Raw genomic sequence first — 18970 nt, forward strand, 5'->3', positions numbered from 1 at the left:
GTTAGCCCGCAGGATCGATCGCCGCCGACGGCGTTCCGCCGGCCTCGATCGCCTCGCCCGCGGCGAGACACATATCCTCGCGGTAACGGCCGGAAACCAGTTGCACGCCGACGGGCACACGTCCGACCAATCCCGTCGAGACCGTTAGCCCGGGAAGCCCCATGAAGGGAATGGCGATCTGCGGCAATTGCGCATGCCAGACGCGCGCAAACGACGCCTCGTCCTTGCGGTCGAGCTGATCGGGGAACGGCAATTCGCCCGATACCGGCATCAGCAGCACGGCATATTTTTCGAAGAACGCCAGCCATTCGCGGGTCAGCGTCAAGCGCCGCGTCAGCGTCTTAGAGAGGTCGAACGGGTGCACTTTTGCGCGGTTGCCGCGCAGGCAGGCCAGCGCGCCGGGATCGCCTTCACGCTCGGCGGCTTCCAGTTGCGCCTCGTAGCCGTCGCCGAGCCAGAGTTTGGTCTGCAGATCGGCGGCCTCGCGCAGCGGCGGCGTGCTGGCGATTTCCTCGACGATCCAGCCGGCGCGCGCGAGCCGCTTGCCGGCATCGGCCACCGCGGCCTTCACTTCAGGTACGGGATCGAGGCCGTCAGGGTTGAGACACATCGCGACGCGCTTGGGCATCGCCGGCCCTTCGAGCGGCGCCGGAACCCACCAGGGATCGCGATAATCCCTGGCCGACATTGCGGCCAGCGCCATCCTGATATCGCCGATGGTGCGGGCCAGCGGGCCCGAGACGGCGCTGATCTGCGGCCCGATCGGCCGCTCAGGCAGCGCCGCGTTGAAAGCCGCGATGCGCCCCATGGTCGGCCGCAGGCCGTGCACGCCGCATGCATAGGCCGGATAGCGGATCGATCCCGCGATATCGGTGCCGTGCGCGATGTGGCCGATGCCGGCCGCGACCGCCGCCCCCGCGCCGCCGGACGAGCCGCCCGGCGTGATACCGGGATCGCGCGGATTCTTGGTGTCGCCATGAATGAGGTTGGTGGTGAACCAGCGATAGGAGAACGCCGGGCAATTGGTCCGCCCCAGAATGACGGCGCCGGATTTGCGCAGATTGTCGATCACCGGGTTGTTGCTTTTTGCGATGGCATCGCGCTGCAGCTTCAGCCCGTTGGTGGTGGCAAAGCCTTGCTGGTCGATATTGACCTTCACCGTCACCGGCACGCCGCCGAGCGGACCCGCGTCTTCGCCGCGCCCGATGGCAGCATCGACGGCGGAAGCCTGCGCCAGGACGTCCTCAGGCCTGTGGTCGACCACGGCGTTGATTTTCGGGTTGACCGCGTCCAGCCGCGCCAGCGCCGCAGCCGCCGCCTCCTTGGCCGAGACTTTCTTCGACCTGATCAGCGCGGCCATTTCCGCAGCCGACAGGCGCCATAGATCCTGCATGCAAAACTCCATATCGATTGCCGCCCTTTTAGAGCGTTTTGCAACGAAGTGGAAACCGGTTCGCGCCAGGAAAACGCGTCAAATCAAAAAGCCGGGGCCGGACGCAGGGCAACGCCAGCGGGCCCGCCACCCGGATTTTAGCGCATGTGGGCGACGAAATAGGCGAGATCGACGATCTGCTCGGGCGTGATCGGGGCCATGACATCCGCCATGCTGCCATCATAGCCGTGGCGACTGTTGTCCTTGTACTCGGCAAGGGTCTTGGCGAGATAATCCTCGCGCTGGTTGGCGATGCGCGGGACGTTCTCCTTGCCGGAAAGATCGGGGTTGTGACAGGTGTCGCAGCGGTGCTGCTGCACCAGCGCCTGGCCCCGCTGCAGCCGCGCAGGCTCGCCGGCGTCGGCCAGAGCTGCGGGCTTCGGTATCTTGGCGATGAAATCGGAGAAAAGGCGAAGGTCGTCGTCGGTCAGGGCCTTCGCCATCTCGTTCATTGGCTCGAAGGCGCGCAGCTTTTCGCGAAACATGAAAAGCTGGATCAGCGTGTAAGGCGCCTGCTGCCCGCCGAGCGAGGGCGTGTTCTCGGTTTCGGACTGACCTTTCTCGCCGTGGCAGGCGAGACACGGCACGATGCGTTGTTCGATGGTTTCGGCGTTGGCAGCCGTTGCGATCAACGCAATCACCAACGCCGTCATTGTTCTACGCATCGTCTACTCCGGGTACTTCGGTCATTAAGCGACAGACACGAAGCAATCCACGTCTCCGCAAATGGAGGAATGGATTGCTTCGCGGAGCCTGTCATCGGGCGGGCATTCGCCCGACCCGTTGGCTCGCAATGACGATGAGGGGCTACAGCTTCCCCGCCACCTTCTGCTTGCCGTAGGTGATGCGGTAGACGGCGCCGTTCCAGTCGTCGGAGACCAGCAGCGAGCCATCCTTCATCGGCAGCACATCGACCGGGCGGCCGATATACTTGTTCTCTTCGATGAAGCCCGTGAGGAACGGCTCCATCGACTTCATTGTGCCGTCCTTGTTGAGCTTGGCGATCACGAGGTCACCACCCACTTTGTTGGTGCGGTTCCAGGAGCCGTGCCGGGCGATGATGGCTGCGTTCTTGTAAGCTTTCGGGAACATGCTGCCGGTGTAGAACCGCATGCCCAGTGCCGCGGAATGCGGACCCAGCAGGCCGACCGGTGCAGTGAATTCGCTGCAGGATTTTCCCCAGCCGAATTCCGGATCGACGATATTGCCCTGCAGGCAGTAGGGCGCGCCGAAATGTTCGCCGACCTTGGTGACGCGGTTCAGCTCGTCCTCGGGAACGTCTTCCGACATCCAGTCGCGGCCGTTGTCGGTGAAGTAGAGCTGCTTGGTCTCGGGATTCCAGTCGAAGCCGACGGTGTTGCGAACGCCCTTGGCGATCACCTCGACGCCCGAGCCGTCGAGATTCATGCGGCGGATCTGGCCGTGCTCGTCGCTGTGCAGCACATTGTTGCCGGGCTGGCCGACCGGAACGTAGAGCTTGTTGTCGGGCCCGATGCCGATGAACTTCCAGCCGTGGGCTTCGTCCTTGGGCAGCTTGTCGTAGATCAGGGTCGGCTTCGGCGGGTTGTCCAGGTTATCCTCGACCTTCTCGATCTTGGAGACCTTCGACAGCTCGGCGATGTAGAGCGTGCCGTCCTTGAAGGCGAGACCATTCGGACGGTAGAGGCCGGAGGCCAGCACCTTGACCTCGCGCTTGCCGTCCTTGTTGACGATGGCATAGACCTTGTCGACCAGACGGCTGCCGACAAACACCGTGCCCTTGTCGCCCACGGCGAGCGAGCGCGCATTCGCCATGCCCGCGGCATAGACCTCGATGTTGAAGCCGGCCGGCACTTTGAGCTTCGCCGTCGGCAGCTTGTCCGGCGCGGCGGGAATCGGCGGCGGCGCATTCGGCGCGAGCTTGGCGGCGGCTTCGCTGCCGGCGGGGCGTCCGATCAACGGCGATCCCGGCGGAAGCGCGGGCGCGGCGGCAGCCGGGGCACCGGCAGCGGGCGGTGCGGCGGGCTGCTGGGCCGCGGCACCTAGCGTGAAGGCACTGAGGAAGGCACCGGCCAGCAACAGGCTGCGCGGCGTCGACGGATGACTTATCATGGGCGTTACTCCCTTGGCGGAAGCCTGTTCTCTACATGCCGCACATGAGGGTGCCGCGCCGGTGGCTTTCCGGACGGCAATCTCCAATATTTTTCTGCTGAAGCGCAACCGGAAATATGCGCCAAGAAACCGCGCCAGCCGAATGGGTGGCTAGACGCCCGGCTTCATCGCGCGTCAGTGCTTCGTAACCGAGGCGCCGGGGGCATCGAGGATCGCTTCGGCGAACGGAAACTCCAGCACGATCTCGCCGTCGTCGTCGGTCACCTCGATGATCGCACTCAACAGCGCGCCGTCGGCGCCGTCGGTCTTGAGCAACTCCCGAATCATGGCGCGTGCCATTTCCCAGGCGCGATCGGGATCGACAAGCACTTCGCCGTCGGGATCGGAAATCAGCTCATCGCCGATACGGGTGTTGAAATAATATCGCGGCATCGGCGGAAACCTGGCTCCGGTTGAGGCCCCGCAACCGGAGGCCCGTCCCTATCTCACAAGTTCTTTATCCGGAGCCGGTAGCGCTCCGTCGCACCCAGAATTGTTATTCGCAGCTGTAGGAACAACCGCGAAACGTTTGATCCCACGTTGTTTTGACCGAGTTTTGACCGCGGCCCTCGCACAACACTGTGAAATCCCTTGCAGCGCAGCATAAACAAAGGGGGTTCCAGGCAAAAGATTTAACTGGCGAACTTTTTGATCCGCAGTACCTTAATCTGCAAGGACGGAATTCGTCCGGTATCAAAGGGAGAGCAAAATGGCTTGGAAGACGCCGAAAATCGTCGAAGTATCGGTCGGCATGGAAATCAACATGTATATGTGTGCCACCCGCAAGTAAGCGGTAGCGCATTTCATCTCTCACGCAGGTGGACTTCCGGGTCTGACACGTTCCCGATAGCGGGATTGTGTCCTGGGCCGGTGTCCGCCTCGCGGCGTTTTGTAGCTCAGTTTGTGTCTTCAAGTCTGGAAGCTCCAGGAGACGGATCATGCTTCGCGTCGTGGTCCTGGGCGCCGCGGCAGGTGGCGGCATCCCGCAGTGGAATTGCGGATGTCTGGTATGCCGGAAAGCACGAAGCGAAAATCGGGAATTGCAGAGTACCCAGGCCTCAATCGCGGTCAGCGCCGACGGCGCGCACTGGTACCTGATCAACGCCTCGCCCGACCTGCGTCAGCAGCTTATTGCGACGCCGCAGCTTCACCCCAAGGCCGGACAGCTCAGGCACACCCCGATCGCAGGCGTGATCCTGACCAATGGCGAAGTCGACGCGGTCGCAGGATTGCTGTCGATGCGCGAGGGCTCACCCTTCACGCTCTATGCGCATGAGCGAGTCCTTGCGATTTTGCGATCCAACAGCATCTTTAACGTGCTGGGCGCAAATAACGTAAAGCGGCAGCCGATCGAGGCCGACAAGTCGTTCGAGCCGACCCTGCCCGACGGTTCGCCATCCGGCATGGAAATTCTCCCCTTTGCGGTTCCCGGCAAGGGCGCGTGGTATCTCGAAGGCAAGGCGCATCCGGCGGGCGGCGACGCTGCGGGCGATACGCTGGGGCTTCGAATTCTGGACAAGGCAAGCGGCAAGTACTTCTATTTCCTGGCCGCCTGCGCTGACGTGACCGACGATCTCAAATCGCGCCTTTCGGGCGCTGCACTGGTCTTCTTCGACGGCACCGTGTGGCGCGACGATGAACTGATCGTCCAGGGCCTGGGCAGCAAGACGGGACAAGGGATGGGCCATATTTCAATGTCGGGCGATCGCGGCGCGATCGAGAGCCTTGCCGGCCTCGATATCGGCCGCAAGATGTTCCTGCATATCAACAACTCCAACCCCGCTCTGCTCTCGGGCTCGGACGAGCGAAAGGCCTTGGAACAGGCGGGCTGGCAGATTCCAGCCGATGGAACGGAGATCACGCTGTGAATGTCGTGGCCAAGGGGAAAATGACCGCGGAAATGACCGCTCTGTCGATCGGCAAGGGCATCACGCTCGACAGCGCCGATGAACTCGAAGCGATGCTCCGCCACATCGGTGCCACGCGTTATCACAATCTGCACCCCTTCCACCGGCTGCTGCATGGCGGCAAGCTAAAAAAGGGACAGGTGCAGGCCTGGGCGCTGAACCGCTATTTTTACCAGAGCACGATCCCGCTCAAGGACGCGATGGTGATCTCGAGGTTCCGCGACCGCGCCACAAGGGTCGAATGGCGGCACCGGATCGAGGATCACGACGGCGATATCGACTCCGAAGGCGGCATCGAGCGCTGGCTGAAGCTGACCGAAGGCCTCGGGCTCGACAGCGCCTATGTGGAATCGACCGAAGGCATTTTGCCCGCGACGCGCTTTGCGGTGGAGGCCTACGTGCATTTCTGCCGCGACAAGACGCCACTGGAGGCCATCGCCTCCTCGCTCACGGAACTGTTCGCGCCTAACCTGCATGAGGAGCGCATCTCCGGGATGCTGCAGCACTATGATTTCGTCAATCCCGATATCATGAGCTATTTCAGCCGCCGCCTGTCGCAGGCACCGCGCGACGCGGGCTTCGCGCTGGAATACGTGAAAGCCAACGCGAAGACGCCCAAGGAGCGCGAGGCGGTCTGCAATGCGCTGATCTTCAAGACCAATGTGCTTTGGGTTCAGCTTGACGCGCTGTATCATGCCTATGTCGAGGGCCACATACCGCCCGGGGCATTCGTGCCCAAAGAGGACTAGCGATCGATGGCGATGAGCCGCAACATCAGTGTCAGCGAGGCGAGCCGGCCGAAATTGCCGCGGCACGCGAAGCTGAAATTCGATGAGACACGGCAGGTCTGGGTAATCCTGGCGCCGGAACGCGTGCTGGCGCCGGACGAGATCGCTGTCGAAGTGCTGCAGCTCTGCGACGGGGTACGCCGCGTCGGCGATATGGCCGATCAGCTCGCCGCCAAATACGCGGCGCCCCGCGAGGCGATCCTGACCGACGTTATCGGGATGCTGCAGGACCTTGCCGACAAGGGTTTCCTGACCGAAGCGCGTGAGAAGACGTCATGAGCGACATTCTCGCCGATGGCAAAACAGCCGGCGCCACGCCCAGCGACGGGCTCGCGGTTCTGGAATCGCAACGTTCGACCGCCGAGACGTTCGGTATTCCCTTGGCCGTGCTCGCCGAACTGACGCACCGCTGCCCGCTGCAATGCCCCTATTGCTCCAACCCGATCGAACTCGACCGTGGCGGCAGCGAACTGACCACCGACGAATGGAAGAAGGTTTTGAGCGAGCTCGCCGAAATCGGCGTGCTGCAAATCCATTTCTCCGGTGGAGAGCCGACCGCGCGCAAGGACCTGGTCGAACTGGTGCAGCATGCGACCGATGTCGGGCTCTACAGCAATCTCATTACCTCGGCAGTGCTGCTGACCAAGGAAAAACTTTCCGCCCTGGCCGATGCCGGGCTGTGCCACGTGCAGATCAGTTTCCAGGGCAACGAGCCAATGGTGGCCGACCGCGTTGCAGGGCTGAAGAATTCTCACGAGAAGAAGATCGAAGCTGCAAAGTGGACGCGCGAGCTCGATATGCCGCTGACGGTCAACGCGGTCATGCACCGCCAGAACCTGCATCAGCTCGCCGACATCATCCAGATGGCCGTCGATCTCGACGCCGACCGGCTGGAAGTCGCCAACGTCCAGTATTACGGCTGGGCGCTGAAGAACCGCGCGGCGCTGATGCCGACGATCGAACAAATCGACGAAACCAGCCGCATCGTCGAGGAAGCCGCCGTGCGCCTGAAAGGCATTCTCGCCATCGACTATGTGGTGCCGGACTATTACGCGCTGCGGCCGAAGAAGTGCATGGGCGGCTGGGGCCGGCAGTTCTTCAACATCTCGCCCGCCGGCAAGGTGCTGCCCTGCCACGCCGCCGAGAGCATCACGGGACTGGAATTCGAATCCGTGCGCTCCAATCATTCGATCGCCTGGATCTGGCAAAACTCCGAGGCTTTCAACCGCTACCGCGGCACCGGCTGGATGAGGGAGCCGTGCAAGAGCTGCGAATTCCGCGAGATCGATTTCGGCGGCTGCCGCTGCCAGGCCTTTGCGCTGACCGGCGATGCCGGCAATACCGATCCGGCCTGCACGCTGTCGCCGATGCACGAAAAGATCTTCAAGGACGCCGAGCGCGAGGCGGCCGCGCATCAGGACCGCTTCCTTTACCGCAATTTCGCCGGCGGCACGCTGGAGACGGAAGGCGAGCATGGCGCCTGACGCCGATGCCGGCAAATCCGTCAAACGCGCCGATCCGTTTGCGCCGCTGACCTCGGAGCAACTCGTCGTCAGCGACGGCCACGACATCTATGTCGAGAGCGTCGGCCGCATCGGCGGCATTGCGGCGGTCTATCTGCATGGCGGGCCCGGCAGCGGCTGCCAACCGGACCATCGCCGGCTGTTCGATCCCGAACGTTTTCATGCGGTGCTGTTCGACCAGCGCGGCGCCGGCCGCAGCCGCCCAAAAGGCCGCCGCGAGGCCAATACGCTGCCGCATCTGATCGCCGACATGGAAGCAATCCGCGAGAAATTCGGCTTCGAGCGCTGGATGATCGTCGGCGGCTCCTGGGGCGCGACGCTGGCGCTGGCCTACGCGGAAGCGCATCCCGACCGCGTCACCGGCATCGTGCTGCGCGCCACCTTCCTCGGCACGATCCAGGAAATCGAAAACGGATTTCTCAACACACTGCCGCGCTTCTATCCCGGCCTTTACGACGACTTCATGAGCGTGCTGCCCGAAGACGAACGCGCGCAACCTATCCATGCCTATTTTCGCCGCATCCTTGATCCCAATCCTGACGTGAATATTCCAGCGGCCCGGGCCTGGGGCGAAACCGAACGCATTCTTTCCGAACACACGCCGAACCGCACACGCCTCGATCTGGCGGCGCTCAGTTCGTCGCGGGGCTTGCCGGCCACGCCGTTCATGGAAGCGCACTACTTCGCCAATGACTGCTTCATGCAACCCAACCAGTTGCTGCGCGACGCGGGCAGGCTCAAAGGCATCCCAGGGATCATCGTGCAGGGCCGTTATGACCTGCTGTGTCCACCTGCGATCTCGCATGCGCTTGGGGCGCTGTGGCGGGAGGCTGAAATCCGCTTCGTCGAAGGCGCCGGCCACACGCTGTACGATCCCGGCGTCCGCGACGCCGTGATGAAGGCGATCGCGGACGTGGCTTCCAGAATCACAAAGTAGGGATTTCCAACAATGCCGCTGGCCGGAAAAGGCATGCTGCTGACGTCGATGGATGTCGACGCCGCGCAAGAACCCGAGTTCAATCGCTGGTACGACCGCGAACACCTCGAAGAACGCGTCGCCATCGACGGCTTCCTGGAAGCCCGCCGCTATGTCGCGCATGACGGCAATCCGAAATATCTCAGCCTCTACTCCACCGAAACTTTTGAGGTGCTCGACAGCCCGGCCTATCGCACCGCGCTGGCGAACCAGACCGCATGGTCAAAGGCCAACATCGCCCGCTTCCAGAACATGATCCGGGCGGTCGCGCGCATCACGGTCAGCCAAGGCACCGGCCGCGGCGCGGCGCTTGGCATCATCCGGTTGCGCCCTTCCGGCGGCGAAGACAAACTGCGTGCTGCGCTGCGGGAGCACCTCGATCCCGCGAATCTCGACGGAATCATCTCCATGCATTTGATCGAGAGCGATCCGGCGCTGTCGAAGCCGATCACCGACGATCCCTCCGCGCCCAATCCCGGCGCCGGCGACTGGTTCATGCTGATCGATGCGACCGATGTCCGCGCAGTTCCCGCGGCAATGCTGCGCTTCGGCGGCAATATCGCATTGAAGCCGTTGATAATCTCGAGTGGCGTCTACCGGCTGATGTGGGATGTTTCGAAGAGCGATATCAGCGGCTAAGCGCGTCCGCTGCTCCGGACTGTCGCGGGCAGCTTGAGCGGCCACCCGAACCTGACGGCGCGGCCCGACAGGAAATCCCTCACCCAACGCTGCGCCGGTCGTTCGACATAGCGCCATACGAACCAGGCCAGCCACGTCATCGCCAAAACGATCGCGATCACCCACGGCACCGCATTGGCGGGCGCCTGACGGGTGAACAGCACGTAGCCAAACTGCATATGCAGGAGATAGAGCGGATAGGTCAGGCCGCCGGCCGCCAGCACGAACGCCGACGGCAGCGGAACATGACGGATGCGCGTGGCCAGGAAGATGACGGCGACGGATGCGAGGCAGATCGCCGCCACGGTCCATGCGTCGAACACGCCGCCGGTGTGCGGCGCCAGCTTCACCGCTTCGTGGATGGATTGGAATACCGCCGTGCCGATCGACAGCGCGAGCATGCCATACAGCACCGGGCCGCGGCGCCCGCGATAGAATTGGTGGATCAGCAAGCCCACCGCGAAGAAGCCGCTATAGTCCGTGAGAAACAGTTTTTCGACCAGCGGCGCGTCGAGCGTCAGCTCGTTGGCGAAGGTGATGCCGAGCCAGACCAGGATGATGGTATCGATCCGGCGCGGGAATAAGCCGGCCGCGATGAGCACGGCGACCCAGGCATAGAACATCACTTCGATCACCAGCGACCAGTAGGACGTATCCATGTAGGGCTGACCGAACGCCGTCGCTGCGATGAACAGGTTGGCGAGCCACTGCCTGAAGCTGGCATCGAAGTGCGGCGGCCCCAGAAGCACGATAGCCAGACAGGTCAGCGTCATGCAGAAGACGAAGGTCGGGTAGATCCGGCTGAAGCGGGCGATGGCGAAGCCGGTTGCTGTCCGGCCCTCGGCGGAATAGGCGATCACGAAGCCGCTGATGACAAAGAAGGCCGGCACGCCGAGAAAGCCGTACTTGGCAACCGGCGTCAGCCAGGGGAGCGCGACCTGCGGCACCCCGTGCGCAGCCGGGCCCCAGAAGCCGAAATGATAGAGCACGACGCCCAGCACGGCCACGAGCCGCAACAGATCGAGCGCTTCGACGCGCAAAGTTGGACTGGCAGACGGCGGCATGATCGGGAAGTTCCTGCACGGGAACAAATGGCAATGCCGCATCCTAGGAAGGGGCGGTGAAGGTGCTGTTAACGCAATGTCGGGTAAACCGGCGGGCGAGATTTGCCTTCTGGCAAGAATTGCTCGGTTCGGAGCAAGTCGGCACGACTAGTGCCTGCGCCAGGCAACTTCGATTCCTCCTCTCGTAGTTTTCGAAGGCCTTGATAAGGCAGATGAGAACTTCTGCTGAAGTCTCTCAGATCGCTTTCAATTGCGCTGCTAATGTTCTCTCTGAGATATCCGATGGTCGCCTTGAAAGCGCTCCTTCATCTCTGGATGCTGGGGACGACCGACCGACTGAGGATGTCATACGCATCTAATTTCCAGGTCGTCCCAAACGCTTGGTGACATTACAAGTTCCCGCTATCTTCAGCCGTAACTGGAGTTGAATGCATGGCGGAAAAGTCCGCGGGCACCGTGGCCGAGATTTTCGCTGCCTTCCTCAAACTGGGCCTCACCTCGTTCGGCGGGCCGATCGCGCATCTCGGTTACTTCAGGGCCGAATTCGTCGAACGGCGAAAATGGCTGAGCGAAAGCAGCTTCGCTGACATCGTGGCGCTCTGCCAGTTCCTGCCGGGGCCGGCTTCCAGCCAGGTTGGTTTCACACTCGGCATCCTGCGGGGCAACGGCCTGCTCGGTGGATTGGCGGCGTGGTTCGCCTTCACGATGCCGTCGGCGATCATCATGTTCGCCTTCGCGCTCGGCGCGGCCGCCTTCACCAGCCCGTTTGCCGAAGGCGTGCTCCACGGGCTCAAGCTGGTTGCTGTCGCCGTGGTCGCGCAGGCGATCTGGGGCATGGCGCAGAGCCTGACGCCGGACCGCGAGAGGGCCGCCATCGCGCTGGCGGCCGTTGCAATCGTGGTCTTCGTCGGCGGATCTTTTGGGCAGATCGGCGCCATCGCCCTTGGCGCATTGGCCGGGCTCTGGCTGTGCCGTGGCGACGGAATAGCGCCGGCCGGTCATCTCGGCTTCTCGGTATCACGGCGCGTTGGCGTCGTTTCGCTGATGCTGTTCGCGGTGCTGTTCCTGATCATGCCGCTGGTGACGGCCAAAACCGGCTCCCAGGGGCTTGCGCTGTTCGATGCGTTCTATCGTTCCGGCGCCCTGGTGTTCGGCGGCGGCCATGTCGTGCTGCCGCTGTTGCAGGCGGAAGTCGTGACGCCGGGCTGGGTCAGCAATGCGGATTTCCTGGCCGGTTACGGCATGGCGCAGGCGGTACCGGGCCCGCTGTTCACCTTTGCGGCGTATCTCGGCGCGATCGGACCCGCCCCCAACGGTCTCGCTGGCGCGGCGATCGCATTGATCGCCTTGTCGCTGGCGGGGCTGTTGCTGGTCTACGGCATGCTGCCGTTCTGGGACGCGATGCGCCTGCGCCCCACCGCGCAGGCCGCCATGCGCGGCACCAACGCCGCCGTCGTCGGCATCCTTGGCGCGGCGCTCTACAATCCGGTGTGGACCAGCGCGGTGCTCACTCCGCGCGACTTCGCCGTGGCGCTGGCGGGCTTCCTGTTGCTGACGGTTTGGAAACTGGCTCCCTGGATTGTCGTGGTCCTGCTGGGGACAACCGGCGCCATCCTGCGGCTGATCTGAACAAGACATCTTGCCTCGTGACAGCGGCTAAACCGCAAGGATCTCCTCCGCTGCGCGCGCGTCCTCCGTAAAACCTCGCATCTCCGCGATCTCCTCGAACGAAGCGCGCTCGGTGACGAGGCTGTTGATCGGCTGCGAGAGGTCGGCATAGCCAAGCGAAATGCCGCAGAACACGATGTATTCTCCGGGCAGCGCGAGATGCGCGCGTACCGTCTTGTGCATCGCCGCCCACGCCGCCTGCGGACAGGCCGAAAGGCCGCGCTCATGGGCGAGCAGTAGGATCGATTGCAGGAACATGCCGACATCTGCCCATTGCCCCTGCTCCATGGTGCGGTCGATCGACAGGATCATGCCGACCGGCGCACCATAGAAATCGAAATTCCGCGCAAACTGCAGCAGCCGCGCCATCTTGTTCTCGCGGGGGATGCCGACGGTCCCATAGAGATCCTCGGCGCATTTGATGCGGCGACGGTTGTAAGGGTCCTTCAGATTGGCCGCGTAGATTTTGTACTCCGACCCCTCGGCGGCGGGATTGGCCGCGATGCTCTGCCGCACCGCGTCGCGCAGCCGGTCGAGGTCGGGGCCCGCCATCGCGCTGAGCCGCCATGGCTGCATGTTGCTGCTCGATGGCGTGCGGCGCGCGACCTCGATGATGTCGCGGACCAGGCCGGCGGAAACGGGTCGGCTCAGATACGCGCGCGCCGAGCGCCGCTCGGAAATCGCCTGTGTGACAGCGGTCATGAGTGCAGCCTCGTGAAAATGATCGGCCGCACAGGCTTATTATAGCTATCCTCGGATTAATACGGTATGATTTCGATAACATAAATCCGAATTGAGCATGAATAAGGCCAGCTTTTCCGAAGCCGAGGCTTTTCTAGCGATAGTCGACCGCGGCGGCTTCGGCGCGGCCGCGCGCGAACTGGGTATCACTCAATCCACCGTCAGCCGGCGCATCGCCGCGCTGGAGACGCGGATCGGCAAGCGCCTCGTCGAGCGCACCACCCGCCGCGTCGCCCTGACCGAAGCAGGCCTCGCCTTCGCACATGACTTGCGCGACGTGCTGGCACGGCTCGCGGATGCCGAGGGCCGCGTGCAATCCGAAGGATCGGAGCCCGAAGGATTGCTGCGCGTGACCATGCCGACGGCCTATGGCCGCACCTCGGTCCTTCCGCGCCTCGCCGCTCTTTCCAGGCGCTATCCGCGGCTGCGCTTCGAATTCGATCTCTCGGATCGCTACGTCGATATCCTCGATGAAGGATATGACCTCGCAATCCGCATTGCCGAACCGACGCAGTCGGGCCTGGTATCCGAGCGCATCGACCGCTTCACGCTGCATGTCTGCGCCTCACCTGACTATGTGGCGAAGCACGCGCCGGTTGAACGGCCGCAGGATCTCGCCGCTCATGCCTGCATCGTGCAGCGGACCTACGCGCCCCGAAGCAAGTGGCGATTCGAATGGTCGGGCGACCTGATCGAGATCGAGATCGCGCCGCGCATCATCGTCAGCGATATGATGGCGGTGCAGTCGTTGGTGCTGGAAGGTACCGGCGTTGCCATCCTGCCGTCGTTTCTCGCGCGCGACGATCTCGCCTCCGGCAAGCTCGTCGAGGTACTCGGCGAAGCGGGCCTTCCCACGATCAACGTCTTCGCTACCTTTCCGCATCATCGCGCCAGCCTTTCGAAGATCAGGGTTCTGATCGAAGAATTGCGGCGCGGATTGATCAGGTAGCACGCATCGTAGCTGCACTGCACATGCTGCACTGCCGCATCGAGACTGCGACGCTAAGTCCGAGCTTCCATGCAATTGAAGGCTGGAGATCGCGCAAATTTGCCTTTGTGCCGCGTCTGGAATGGCTCTAATAAGATAAGCCTATGATCCAATTCAAAAACCACAAGAACGCTCGTTAAGCGCTCGCAAGCAAAACAAGGCCGCGTTTCCTTATGCGGCGCGGACAAGGTAGGAATGAAACCGACTGATATCTCGGCGCCAGACTACTTTCACAAAGTGGTCGATTGCCAATGGGCCTGCCCCGCTCACACCCCGGTTCCCGAATACATCCGTTTGATTGCCGAGGGGCGTTATAGCGACGCCTATATGATCAATTGGAAATCGAATGTGTTTCCCGGAATTCTGGGACGCACCTGCGATCGCCCGTGCGAGCCGGCGTGCCGCCGCGGCCGCGTCGAGGAAACACCGGTTGCGATCTGCCGCCTGAAGCGCGTCGCCGCCGACTTCAAGGACGACGTCAAGCACCGGATGCCGAAGCCGCTGGCGAAGAACGGCAAGCGCATTGCCCTCGTTGGCGGCGGTCCGGCCTCGCTTGCAGTCGCGCGCGACCTCGCGCCGCTCGGCTATCACTGCACCGTGTTCGATGCCGATCCCAAGGCGGGCGGCATGATGCGGAGCCAGATTCCAAAGTTCCGCCTGCCTGACACGGTGATCGACGAAGAGACCGATTACATCCTCAACCTCGGCGTCGAGTTCAAGGGCGGGCATCGCATCGATAGCCTGAAGAAGCTGCTCAACGAAAACTACGACGCGGTCTTCATCGGCTCCGGCGCCCCCCGTGGCCGCGAACTCGACATCCCCGGCCGCAAGGAAGTGGCAAGCAACATTCACATCGGCATCGAATGGCTCGCTTCCGTCTCGTTCGGCCATGTCGAGAAGATCGGACGCCGCGTGATCGTGCTCGGCGGCGGCAACACCGCGATGGATTGCTGCCGCACCGCGCGCCGGCTCGGCGGCGAAGACGTCAAAGTGATCGTGCGTTCCGGCTTCGAGGAAATGAAGGCGAGCCCCTGGGAAAAGGAAGACGCCCTTCACGAGGATATTCCGATCCTCAACTTCATGGTGCCGGTGGCATTCAAGCATGTCAGCGGCAAGCTCATCGGCGTCACCTTCCAGAAGGTGAAGGCCGAATACGACGCCAAGGGCCGCCGCAACCTGGTACCCTCGGGCGAGCCCGACCAGACCATCCCCTGCGACGACGTGCTGGTCGCGGTCGGTCAAGAGAACGCCTTCCCCTGGATCGAGCGTGACTGCGGCATCGAATTCGACAAGTGGAACATGCCGCAAGTCGACGCCAAGACCTTCGTGTCGACCAATCCGAAAGTGTTCTTCGGCGGTGACGCAGCATTCGGCCCGAAGAACATCATCTGGGCGGTCGCGCACGGCCATGATGCCGCGCTGTCGATCCACAGGATGATCTCCGGTGAAGACATCAACGAGCGGCCGCTTCCCGAAGTGCATGTTTCGTCGCAGAAGATGGGCATCCACGAGTGGAGCTACGACAACGACATCTCCGGTGACAAGCGCTACAAGGTGCCGCACCGCGACAAGGTGATCGCGCTGAAGGACATTCGCACCGAGGTCGAGCTCGGCTACGACGTAAAGCTCGCACTCGGCGAGGCGCAGCGCTGCCTGAACTGCGACGTGCAGACCATATTCTCGGCGCCCGCCTGCATCGAATGCGACGCCTGCGTCGACATCTGTCCGATGGATTGCATCACCTTCACAGAGAATGGCGAGGAAGAGGACTTGCGGCAGCGGCTGAAAGCGCCCTCGCCGCACCACGACCAGGCGCTCTATGTTGCCGAAGGGCTCAAGACCGGCCGCGTCATGGTGAAGGACGAGGACGTCTGCCTGCATTGCGGTCTGTGCGCCGAGCGTTGCCCCACCGGCGCTTGGGACATGCAAAAATACCTCATCGACATGACTCACGCGGGATCAACATGCCAGACCAAAGCCCGATCAGCAGCGTAAACGACTTCGTCGTCCGTTTCGCCAACGTCAACGGCTCGGGTTCGGCGAGCGCCAACGAACTGTTCGCGCGCTCGATCCTGCGCCACGGCGTGCCGGTGAGCCCGCGCAACATCTTCCCGTCCAACATCCAGGGTCTGCCGACCTGGTACGAGGTGCGCGTCACCGAAGCCGGCCATCTCGGCGCCCGCGGCGGGGTCGACATGATGGTGGCGATGAACCCGCAGACCTGGGACAAGGATGTCGCCTCGATCGAGCCGGGCGGCTACCTGTTCTACGATTCGACCAAGCCGATGCCGACGTCAAAATTCCGCGCCGACATCAACGTGATCGGCGTGCCGCTGACTGCGATCACCAACTCGACCTACACCGATCCGCGCCAGCGCCAGCTGTTCAAGAACATCATCTATCTCGGCGCGCTCTGCGCCCTGCTCGATATGGACCCGAAGCTGGTCGAGCAATTGATCGGCGAGCAGTACAAGGGCAAGGAAAAGCTCTTGTCGTCGAACGTCCACGCGCTGCATCTCGGCCGCGACTGGGCGCTGCAAAATTTGAAATGCCCGACAGGTTTGCGGGTGAAGAAGTCCGACAAGGTCGGCGAGCGTATCTTCATCGAAGGCAATAGCGCGGCTGCGCTCGGCGCGGTCTATGGCGGCGCCACCGTCTGCGCCTGGTATCCGATCACGCCGTCATCGTCGGTGGCGGAGGCCTTTACGAGCCACTGCAAGAAGCTGCGGCACGACCCCGAGACCGGCAAGGCGAAATATGCGATCGTGCAGGGCGAGGACGAACTGGCCTCGATCGGCATCGTGATCGGCGCGTCCTGGAACGGCGCGCGCGCCTTCACCGCAACCTCCGGCCCGGGCATCTCGCTGATGACCGAATTCATCGGCCTCTCTTACTTTGCCGAAATTCCGGCCGTGATCATGAATATCCAGCGCGCCGGCCCCTCGACGGGCATGCCGACGCGCACCCAGCAATGCGATATCATCGCCTGCGCCTATGCTTCGCACGGCGACACCAAGCACGTCCTGCTGTTCCCGGAAGACCCGGCTGAAGCGTTCGAGTTTGCGGCGCAGTCGTTCGATCTCGCCGATCGGCTGCAGACCATGATCTTCCTGATGCTCGACCTCGATATCGGCATGAACCACCGGCTGTGCCGCCCGCTGAAGTGGGATGACGCCCGGCAGTATGATCGCGGCAAGGTGATGACCGCGGAAATGCTCGACGAACCCGGCCGCGATTTCGGCCGCTATCTCGACGTCGACGGCGACGGCATTCCCTACCGCACTTATCCCGGCACGCACCCAACCAAAGGCTCGTTCTTCACCCGCGGCACCTCGCGCGACCGGTATGCGCGATACTCGGAAGAAGGCGCTGTTTACGCCGACAACATGCAGCGGCTGGTGCGCAAGTTCGAAACCGCGCAGGACATGGTGCCGCGGCCGTTGCAGGCCAACGCCGCCAAGCCGACCAAATACGGCGTGATCTATTTCGGCTCGACGGCGCCGGCGATGGACGAGGCGATCGGACTATTGGAAGCGCGCGGACATCAGCTCGACCGCATGCGCATCCGCGCCTTCCCGTTCCACTCCAGCGTGGCGAGTTTTATCGCCGACCATGATTTCGTTTACGTGGTCGAGCAGAACCGCGACGCCCAGCTGCGCCAGTTGATCGTCAACGAGAACGGCATCGATCCGGTCCGCCTGGTGCCGATCCTGCACTATGACGGCACGCCGATTACCGCGCGCTTCATCGCCAACGCCATCGGCGACCACCAGGATCATCTCAAGGTGACCCCTCTCCGCAAGGCCGTGTCATGACCTATATTGCAAAGCCAAAATTTCATCACCCCGGCCTGCCGAAGAACGACCTCGGCTACACCCACCGGGATTACGAGGGCAAGATCTCGACGCTGTGCGCCGGCTGTGGCCACGATTCGATCACTGCCTCGATTATTGAAGCCTGCTACGAACTCTCGATCGAGCCGCACCGGGTGGCAAAAATTTCCGGGATCGGCTGCTCGTCGAAGACGCCGGATTACTTCCTCGGCAATTCGCACGGCTTCAACTCGGTGCACGGCCGCATGCCGTCGGTGCTGACCGGCGCCAACCTCGCCAACCGCGACCTGATCTATCTAGGCGTTTCCGGCGACGGCGACAGTGCCTCGATCGGCTTCGGCCAGTTCGCGCATTCGATCCGACGCGGCGTCAACATGACCTATATCGTCGAGAACAACGGCGTGTACGGGCTCACCAAGGGCCAGTTCTCGGCCACCGCCGACCGCGGTTCGAAGTCCAAGAAGGGCGTGATGAACACCGACAACGCGATCGACCTGGTGGCGATAGCGCTGCAGCTCGGCGCAAGCTTCGTGGCGCGCAGCTTCTCCGGCGACAAGAGCCAGCTCGTGCCGTTGATTGCGGCCGCGATCCGCCACAAGGGCGCATCCTTCATCGACGTCATCAGCCCCTGCATCGCCTTCAACAACCACGCCGGCTCGACCAAGAGTTTTGATTACGTCCGCGAACATAACGACGCGGTGAACCGGCTTGACGTGCTGACCGGCCGCGACCCGATCACGGTCGATTACGCGCCGGGCACGGTGCAGGTGGTCGAACAGCATGACGGTACGCGGCTGGCGCTGCGCAAGATCGACGCCGACTATGACGCCAACGACCGGCTGGCGGCGATGACCTTCCTGCAGAAGCACGCCGCCAAGGGCCAGGTGGTCACCGGGCTGCTCTATGTCGATCCGGATTCGGAAGACCTCCACACCCATCTCGACACCGTCGAGACGCCGCTCAATACGCTGGAAGCCGGGGATCTGTGCCCCGGCACATCGGCGCTGGAAAAGATCAACGCCAGCCTGCGGTAGTTCTGGATCACAGCTGCAGTACCAAACCACCGTCATGCCCGGCCTTGTGCCGGGCATCCACGTTCTTGGTGACACAGCCAAGAAAGACGTGGATGGCCGGGACATCTAGCGCGAAGACGCGCTTCGCGCTTTTGCCCGGCCATGACGAGTACGAAGGCGCGTCTCGAAGGATGAAGGGCAGAATGGCCGCATGGTTCGAGACGCCGCT

At 62.9% G+C, this 18970-nt stretch carries 18 protein-coding genes; 12 read left to right on the forward strand and 6 right to left on the reverse strand.

From position 1 onward, the window contains the following. Position 1: 1 nt before the first annotated feature. The 4 genes from ACVWVY_RS41795 to ACVWVY_RS41810 form a co-directional block, all read right to left on the reverse strand. Positions 2-1393: an amidase family protein gene (locus ACVWVY_RS41795; RefSeq protein ID WP_456631852.1), complete on the reverse strand. Its 1392-nt coding sequence runs from the start codon at positions 1391-1393 to the stop codon at positions 2-4. A 137-nt stretch (positions 1394-1530) separates the two neighbouring features. Further along, a complete protein-coding gene (locus ACVWVY_RS41800; RefSeq protein ID WP_456631853.1) occupies positions 1531-2097 on the reverse strand; it encodes a c-type cytochrome in 567 nt (188 codons plus the stop codon). Positions 2098-2239: 142 nt separating this feature from the next. After that, positions 2240-3523 carry a PQQ-dependent sugar dehydrogenase gene (locus tag ACVWVY_RS41805; protein WP_456631854.1) on the reverse strand — a complete coding sequence of 428 codons (1284 nt, stop codon included), beginning with the start codon at positions 3521-3523 and terminating at the stop codon, positions 2240-2242. 174 nt (positions 3524-3697) lie between these two features. Next, complete coding sequence (locus ACVWVY_RS41810; protein ID WP_108518973.1) at positions 3698-3955, reverse strand: DUF6894 family protein; 258 nt, start codon at positions 3953-3955, stop codon at positions 3698-3700. Positions 3956-4271: 316 nt separating this feature from the next. Between ACVWVY_RS41810 and pqqA the strand changes: the two genes are divergently transcribed. The 7 genes from pqqA to ACVWVY_RS41845 all read left to right on the forward strand — a co-directional run bounded on the left by pqqA (position 4272) and on the right by ACVWVY_RS41845 (position 9395). Next, positions 4272-4352 (forward strand): pyrroloquinoline quinone precursor peptide PqqA, encoded by an 81-nt coding sequence (gene pqqA / locus ACVWVY_RS41815; RefSeq protein ID WP_138835738.1) that lies wholly within the window; start codon positions 4272-4274, stop codon positions 4350-4352. A 148-nt stretch (positions 4353-4500) separates the two neighbouring features. Continuing rightward, a complete protein-coding gene (pqqB, locus tag ACVWVY_RS41820) occupies positions 4501-5430 on the forward strand; it encodes a pyrroloquinoline quinone biosynthesis protein PqqB (protein WP_456631855.1) in 930 nt (309 codons plus the stop codon). A gap of 32 nt (positions 5431-5462) precedes the next feature. Then, positions 5463-6218, forward strand: coding sequence for a pyrroloquinoline-quinone synthase PqqC (pqqC, locus tag ACVWVY_RS41825; RefSeq protein ID WP_456631856.1), 756 nt, complete (start codon positions 5463-5465; stop codon positions 6216-6218). A 6-nt stretch (positions 6219-6224) separates the two neighbouring features. Continuing rightward, on the forward strand, positions 6225-6536 hold the full coding sequence (gene pqqD / locus ACVWVY_RS41830) for a pyrroloquinoline quinone biosynthesis peptide chaperone PqqD (RefSeq protein WP_456631857.1): 312 nt from the start codon (positions 6225-6227) through the stop codon (positions 6534-6536). Beyond that, positions 6533-7741 (forward strand): pyrroloquinoline quinone biosynthesis protein PqqE, encoded by a 1209-nt coding sequence (pqqE, locus tag ACVWVY_RS41835; RefSeq protein ID WP_456631858.1) that lies wholly within the window; start codon positions 6533-6535, stop codon positions 7739-7741. The genes pqqD and pqqE overlap by 4 nt, the downstream gene beginning before the upstream one ends. Then, positions 7731-8717 carry a prolyl aminopeptidase gene (gene pip / locus ACVWVY_RS41840; RefSeq protein WP_456631859.1) on the forward strand — a complete coding sequence of 329 codons (987 nt, stop codon included), beginning with the start codon at positions 7731-7733 and terminating at the stop codon, positions 8715-8717. Before pqqE ends, pip begins: the two co-directional genes overlap by 11 nt. A gap of 12 nt (positions 8718-8729) precedes the next feature. Beyond that, positions 8730-9395, forward strand: coding sequence for a hypothetical protein (locus tag ACVWVY_RS41845; RefSeq protein ID WP_456631860.1), 666 nt, complete (start codon positions 8730-8732; stop codon positions 9393-9395). Here the strand turns inward: ACVWVY_RS41845 and ACVWVY_RS41850 are convergent. Continuing rightward, the gene (locus tag ACVWVY_RS41850) at positions 9392-10498 is read right to left on the reverse strand and encodes an acyltransferase family protein (protein WP_456631861.1); all 1107 of its coding nucleotides are present in this window, start codon (positions 10496-10498) and stop codon (positions 9392-9394) included. The genes ACVWVY_RS41845 and ACVWVY_RS41850 overlap by 4 nt on opposite strands. Positions 10499-10930: 432 nt before the next feature. Between ACVWVY_RS41850 and chrA the strand changes: the two genes are divergently transcribed. Beyond that, positions 10931-12127, forward strand: a complete 1197-nt coding sequence (chrA, locus tag ACVWVY_RS41855; protein ID WP_456631862.1) for a chromate efflux transporter — start codon at positions 10931-10933, stop codon at positions 12125-12127. 27 nt (positions 12128-12154) lie between these two features. Here chrA and ACVWVY_RS41860 read toward each other — a convergent pair whose 3' ends face one another. Beyond that, entirely contained in the window at positions 12155-12868 is a 714-nt protein-coding gene (locus tag ACVWVY_RS41860; protein WP_456631863.1) for a nitroreductase, read from the reverse strand. Positions 12869-12965: 97 nt separating this feature from the next. On the opposite strand from ACVWVY_RS41860, the gene ACVWVY_RS41865 reads away from it, so the two are divergent. The 4 genes from ACVWVY_RS41865 to ACVWVY_RS41880 all read left to right on the forward strand — a co-directional run bounded on the left by ACVWVY_RS41865 (position 12966) and on the right by ACVWVY_RS41880 (position 18762). Beyond that, positions 12966-13856, forward strand: coding sequence for a LysR family transcriptional regulator (locus ACVWVY_RS41865; protein ID WP_456631864.1), 891 nt, complete (start codon positions 12966-12968; stop codon positions 13854-13856). 234 nt (positions 13857-14090) lie between these two features. Then, the gene (locus tag ACVWVY_RS41870; protein ID WP_456631865.1) at positions 14091-15890 is read left to right on the forward strand and encodes an FAD-dependent oxidoreductase; all 1800 of its coding nucleotides are present in this window, start codon (positions 14091-14093) and stop codon (positions 15888-15890) included. Beyond that, the gene (locus ACVWVY_RS41875; protein WP_456631866.1) at positions 15860-17710 is read left to right on the forward strand and encodes a 2-oxoacid:acceptor oxidoreductase subunit alpha; all 1851 of its coding nucleotides are present in this window, start codon (positions 15860-15862) and stop codon (positions 17708-17710) included. The genes ACVWVY_RS41870 and ACVWVY_RS41875 overlap by 31 nt, the downstream gene beginning before the upstream one ends. Next, positions 17707-18762, forward strand: a complete 1056-nt coding sequence (locus tag ACVWVY_RS41880) for a 2-oxoacid:ferredoxin oxidoreductase subunit beta (RefSeq protein ID WP_456631867.1) — start codon at positions 17707-17709, stop codon at positions 18760-18762. The genes ACVWVY_RS41875 and ACVWVY_RS41880 overlap by 4 nt, the downstream gene beginning before the upstream one ends. Positions 18763-18970 lie beyond the last annotated feature (208 nt).

Source organism: Bradyrhizobium sp. URHC0002 (assembly GCF_054059515.1).

Bases quoted from the DNA above. Each gene is read 5' to 3' on its own strand.
- ACVWVY_RS41795 (WP_456631852.1), bottom strand. From the start codon at position 1,393: ATGCAGGATCTATGGCGCCTGTCGGCTGCGGAAATGGCCGCGCTGATC.
- ACVWVY_RS41800 (WP_456631853.1), bottom strand. From the start codon at position 2,097: ATGCGTAGAACAATGACGGCGTTGGTGATTGCGTTGATCGCAACGGCT.
- ACVWVY_RS41805 (WP_456631854.1), bottom strand. From the start codon at position 3,523: ATGATAAGTCATCCGTCGACGCCGCGCAGCCTGTTGCTGGCCGGTGCC.
- ACVWVY_RS41810 (WP_108518973.1), bottom strand. From the start codon at position 3,955: ATGCCGCGATATTATTTCAACACCCGTATCGGCGATGAGCTGATTTCC.
- pqqA (WP_138835738.1), top strand. From the start codon at position 4,272: ATGGCTTGGAAGACGCCGAAAATCGTCGAAGTATCGGTCGGCATGGAA.
- pqqB (WP_456631855.1), top strand. From the start codon at position 4,501: ATGCTTCGCGTCGTGGTCCTGGGCGCCGCGGCAGGTGGCGGCATCCCG.
- pqqC (WP_456631856.1), top strand. From the start codon at position 5,463: ATGACCGCTCTGTCGATCGGCAAGGGCATCACGCTCGACAGCGCCGAT.
- pqqD (WP_456631857.1), top strand. From the start codon at position 6,225: ATGGCGATGAGCCGCAACATCAGTGTCAGCGAGGCGAGCCGGCCGAAA.
- pqqE (WP_456631858.1), top strand. From the start codon at position 6,533: ATGAGCGACATTCTCGCCGATGGCAAAACAGCCGGCGCCACGCCCAGC.
- pip (WP_456631859.1), top strand. From the start codon at position 7,731: ATGGCGCCTGACGCCGATGCCGGCAAATCCGTCAAACGCGCCGATCCG.
- ACVWVY_RS41845 (WP_456631860.1), top strand. From the start codon at position 8,730: ATGCCGCTGGCCGGAAAAGGCATGCTGCTGACGTCGATGGATGTCGAC.
- ACVWVY_RS41850 (WP_456631861.1), bottom strand. From the start codon at position 10,498: ATGCCGCCGTCTGCCAGTCCAACTTTGCGCGTCGAAGCGCTCGATCTG.
- chrA (WP_456631862.1), top strand. From the start codon at position 10,931: ATGGCGGAAAAGTCCGCGGGCACCGTGGCCGAGATTTTCGCTGCCTTC.
- ACVWVY_RS41860 (WP_456631863.1), bottom strand. From the start codon at position 12,868: ATGACCGCTGTCACACAGGCGATTTCCGAGCGGCGCTCGGCGCGCGCG.
- ACVWVY_RS41865 (WP_456631864.1), top strand. From the start codon at position 12,966: ATGAATAAGGCCAGCTTTTCCGAAGCCGAGGCTTTTCTAGCGATAGTC.
- ACVWVY_RS41870 (WP_456631865.1), top strand. From the start codon at position 14,091: ATGAAACCGACTGATATCTCGGCGCCAGACTACTTTCACAAAGTGGTC.
- ACVWVY_RS41875 (WP_456631866.1), top strand. From the start codon at position 15,860: ATGCCAGACCAAAGCCCGATCAGCAGCGTAAACGACTTCGTCGTCCGT.
- ACVWVY_RS41880 (WP_456631867.1), top strand. From the start codon at position 17,707: ATGACCTATATTGCAAAGCCAAAATTTCATCACCCCGGCCTGCCGAAG.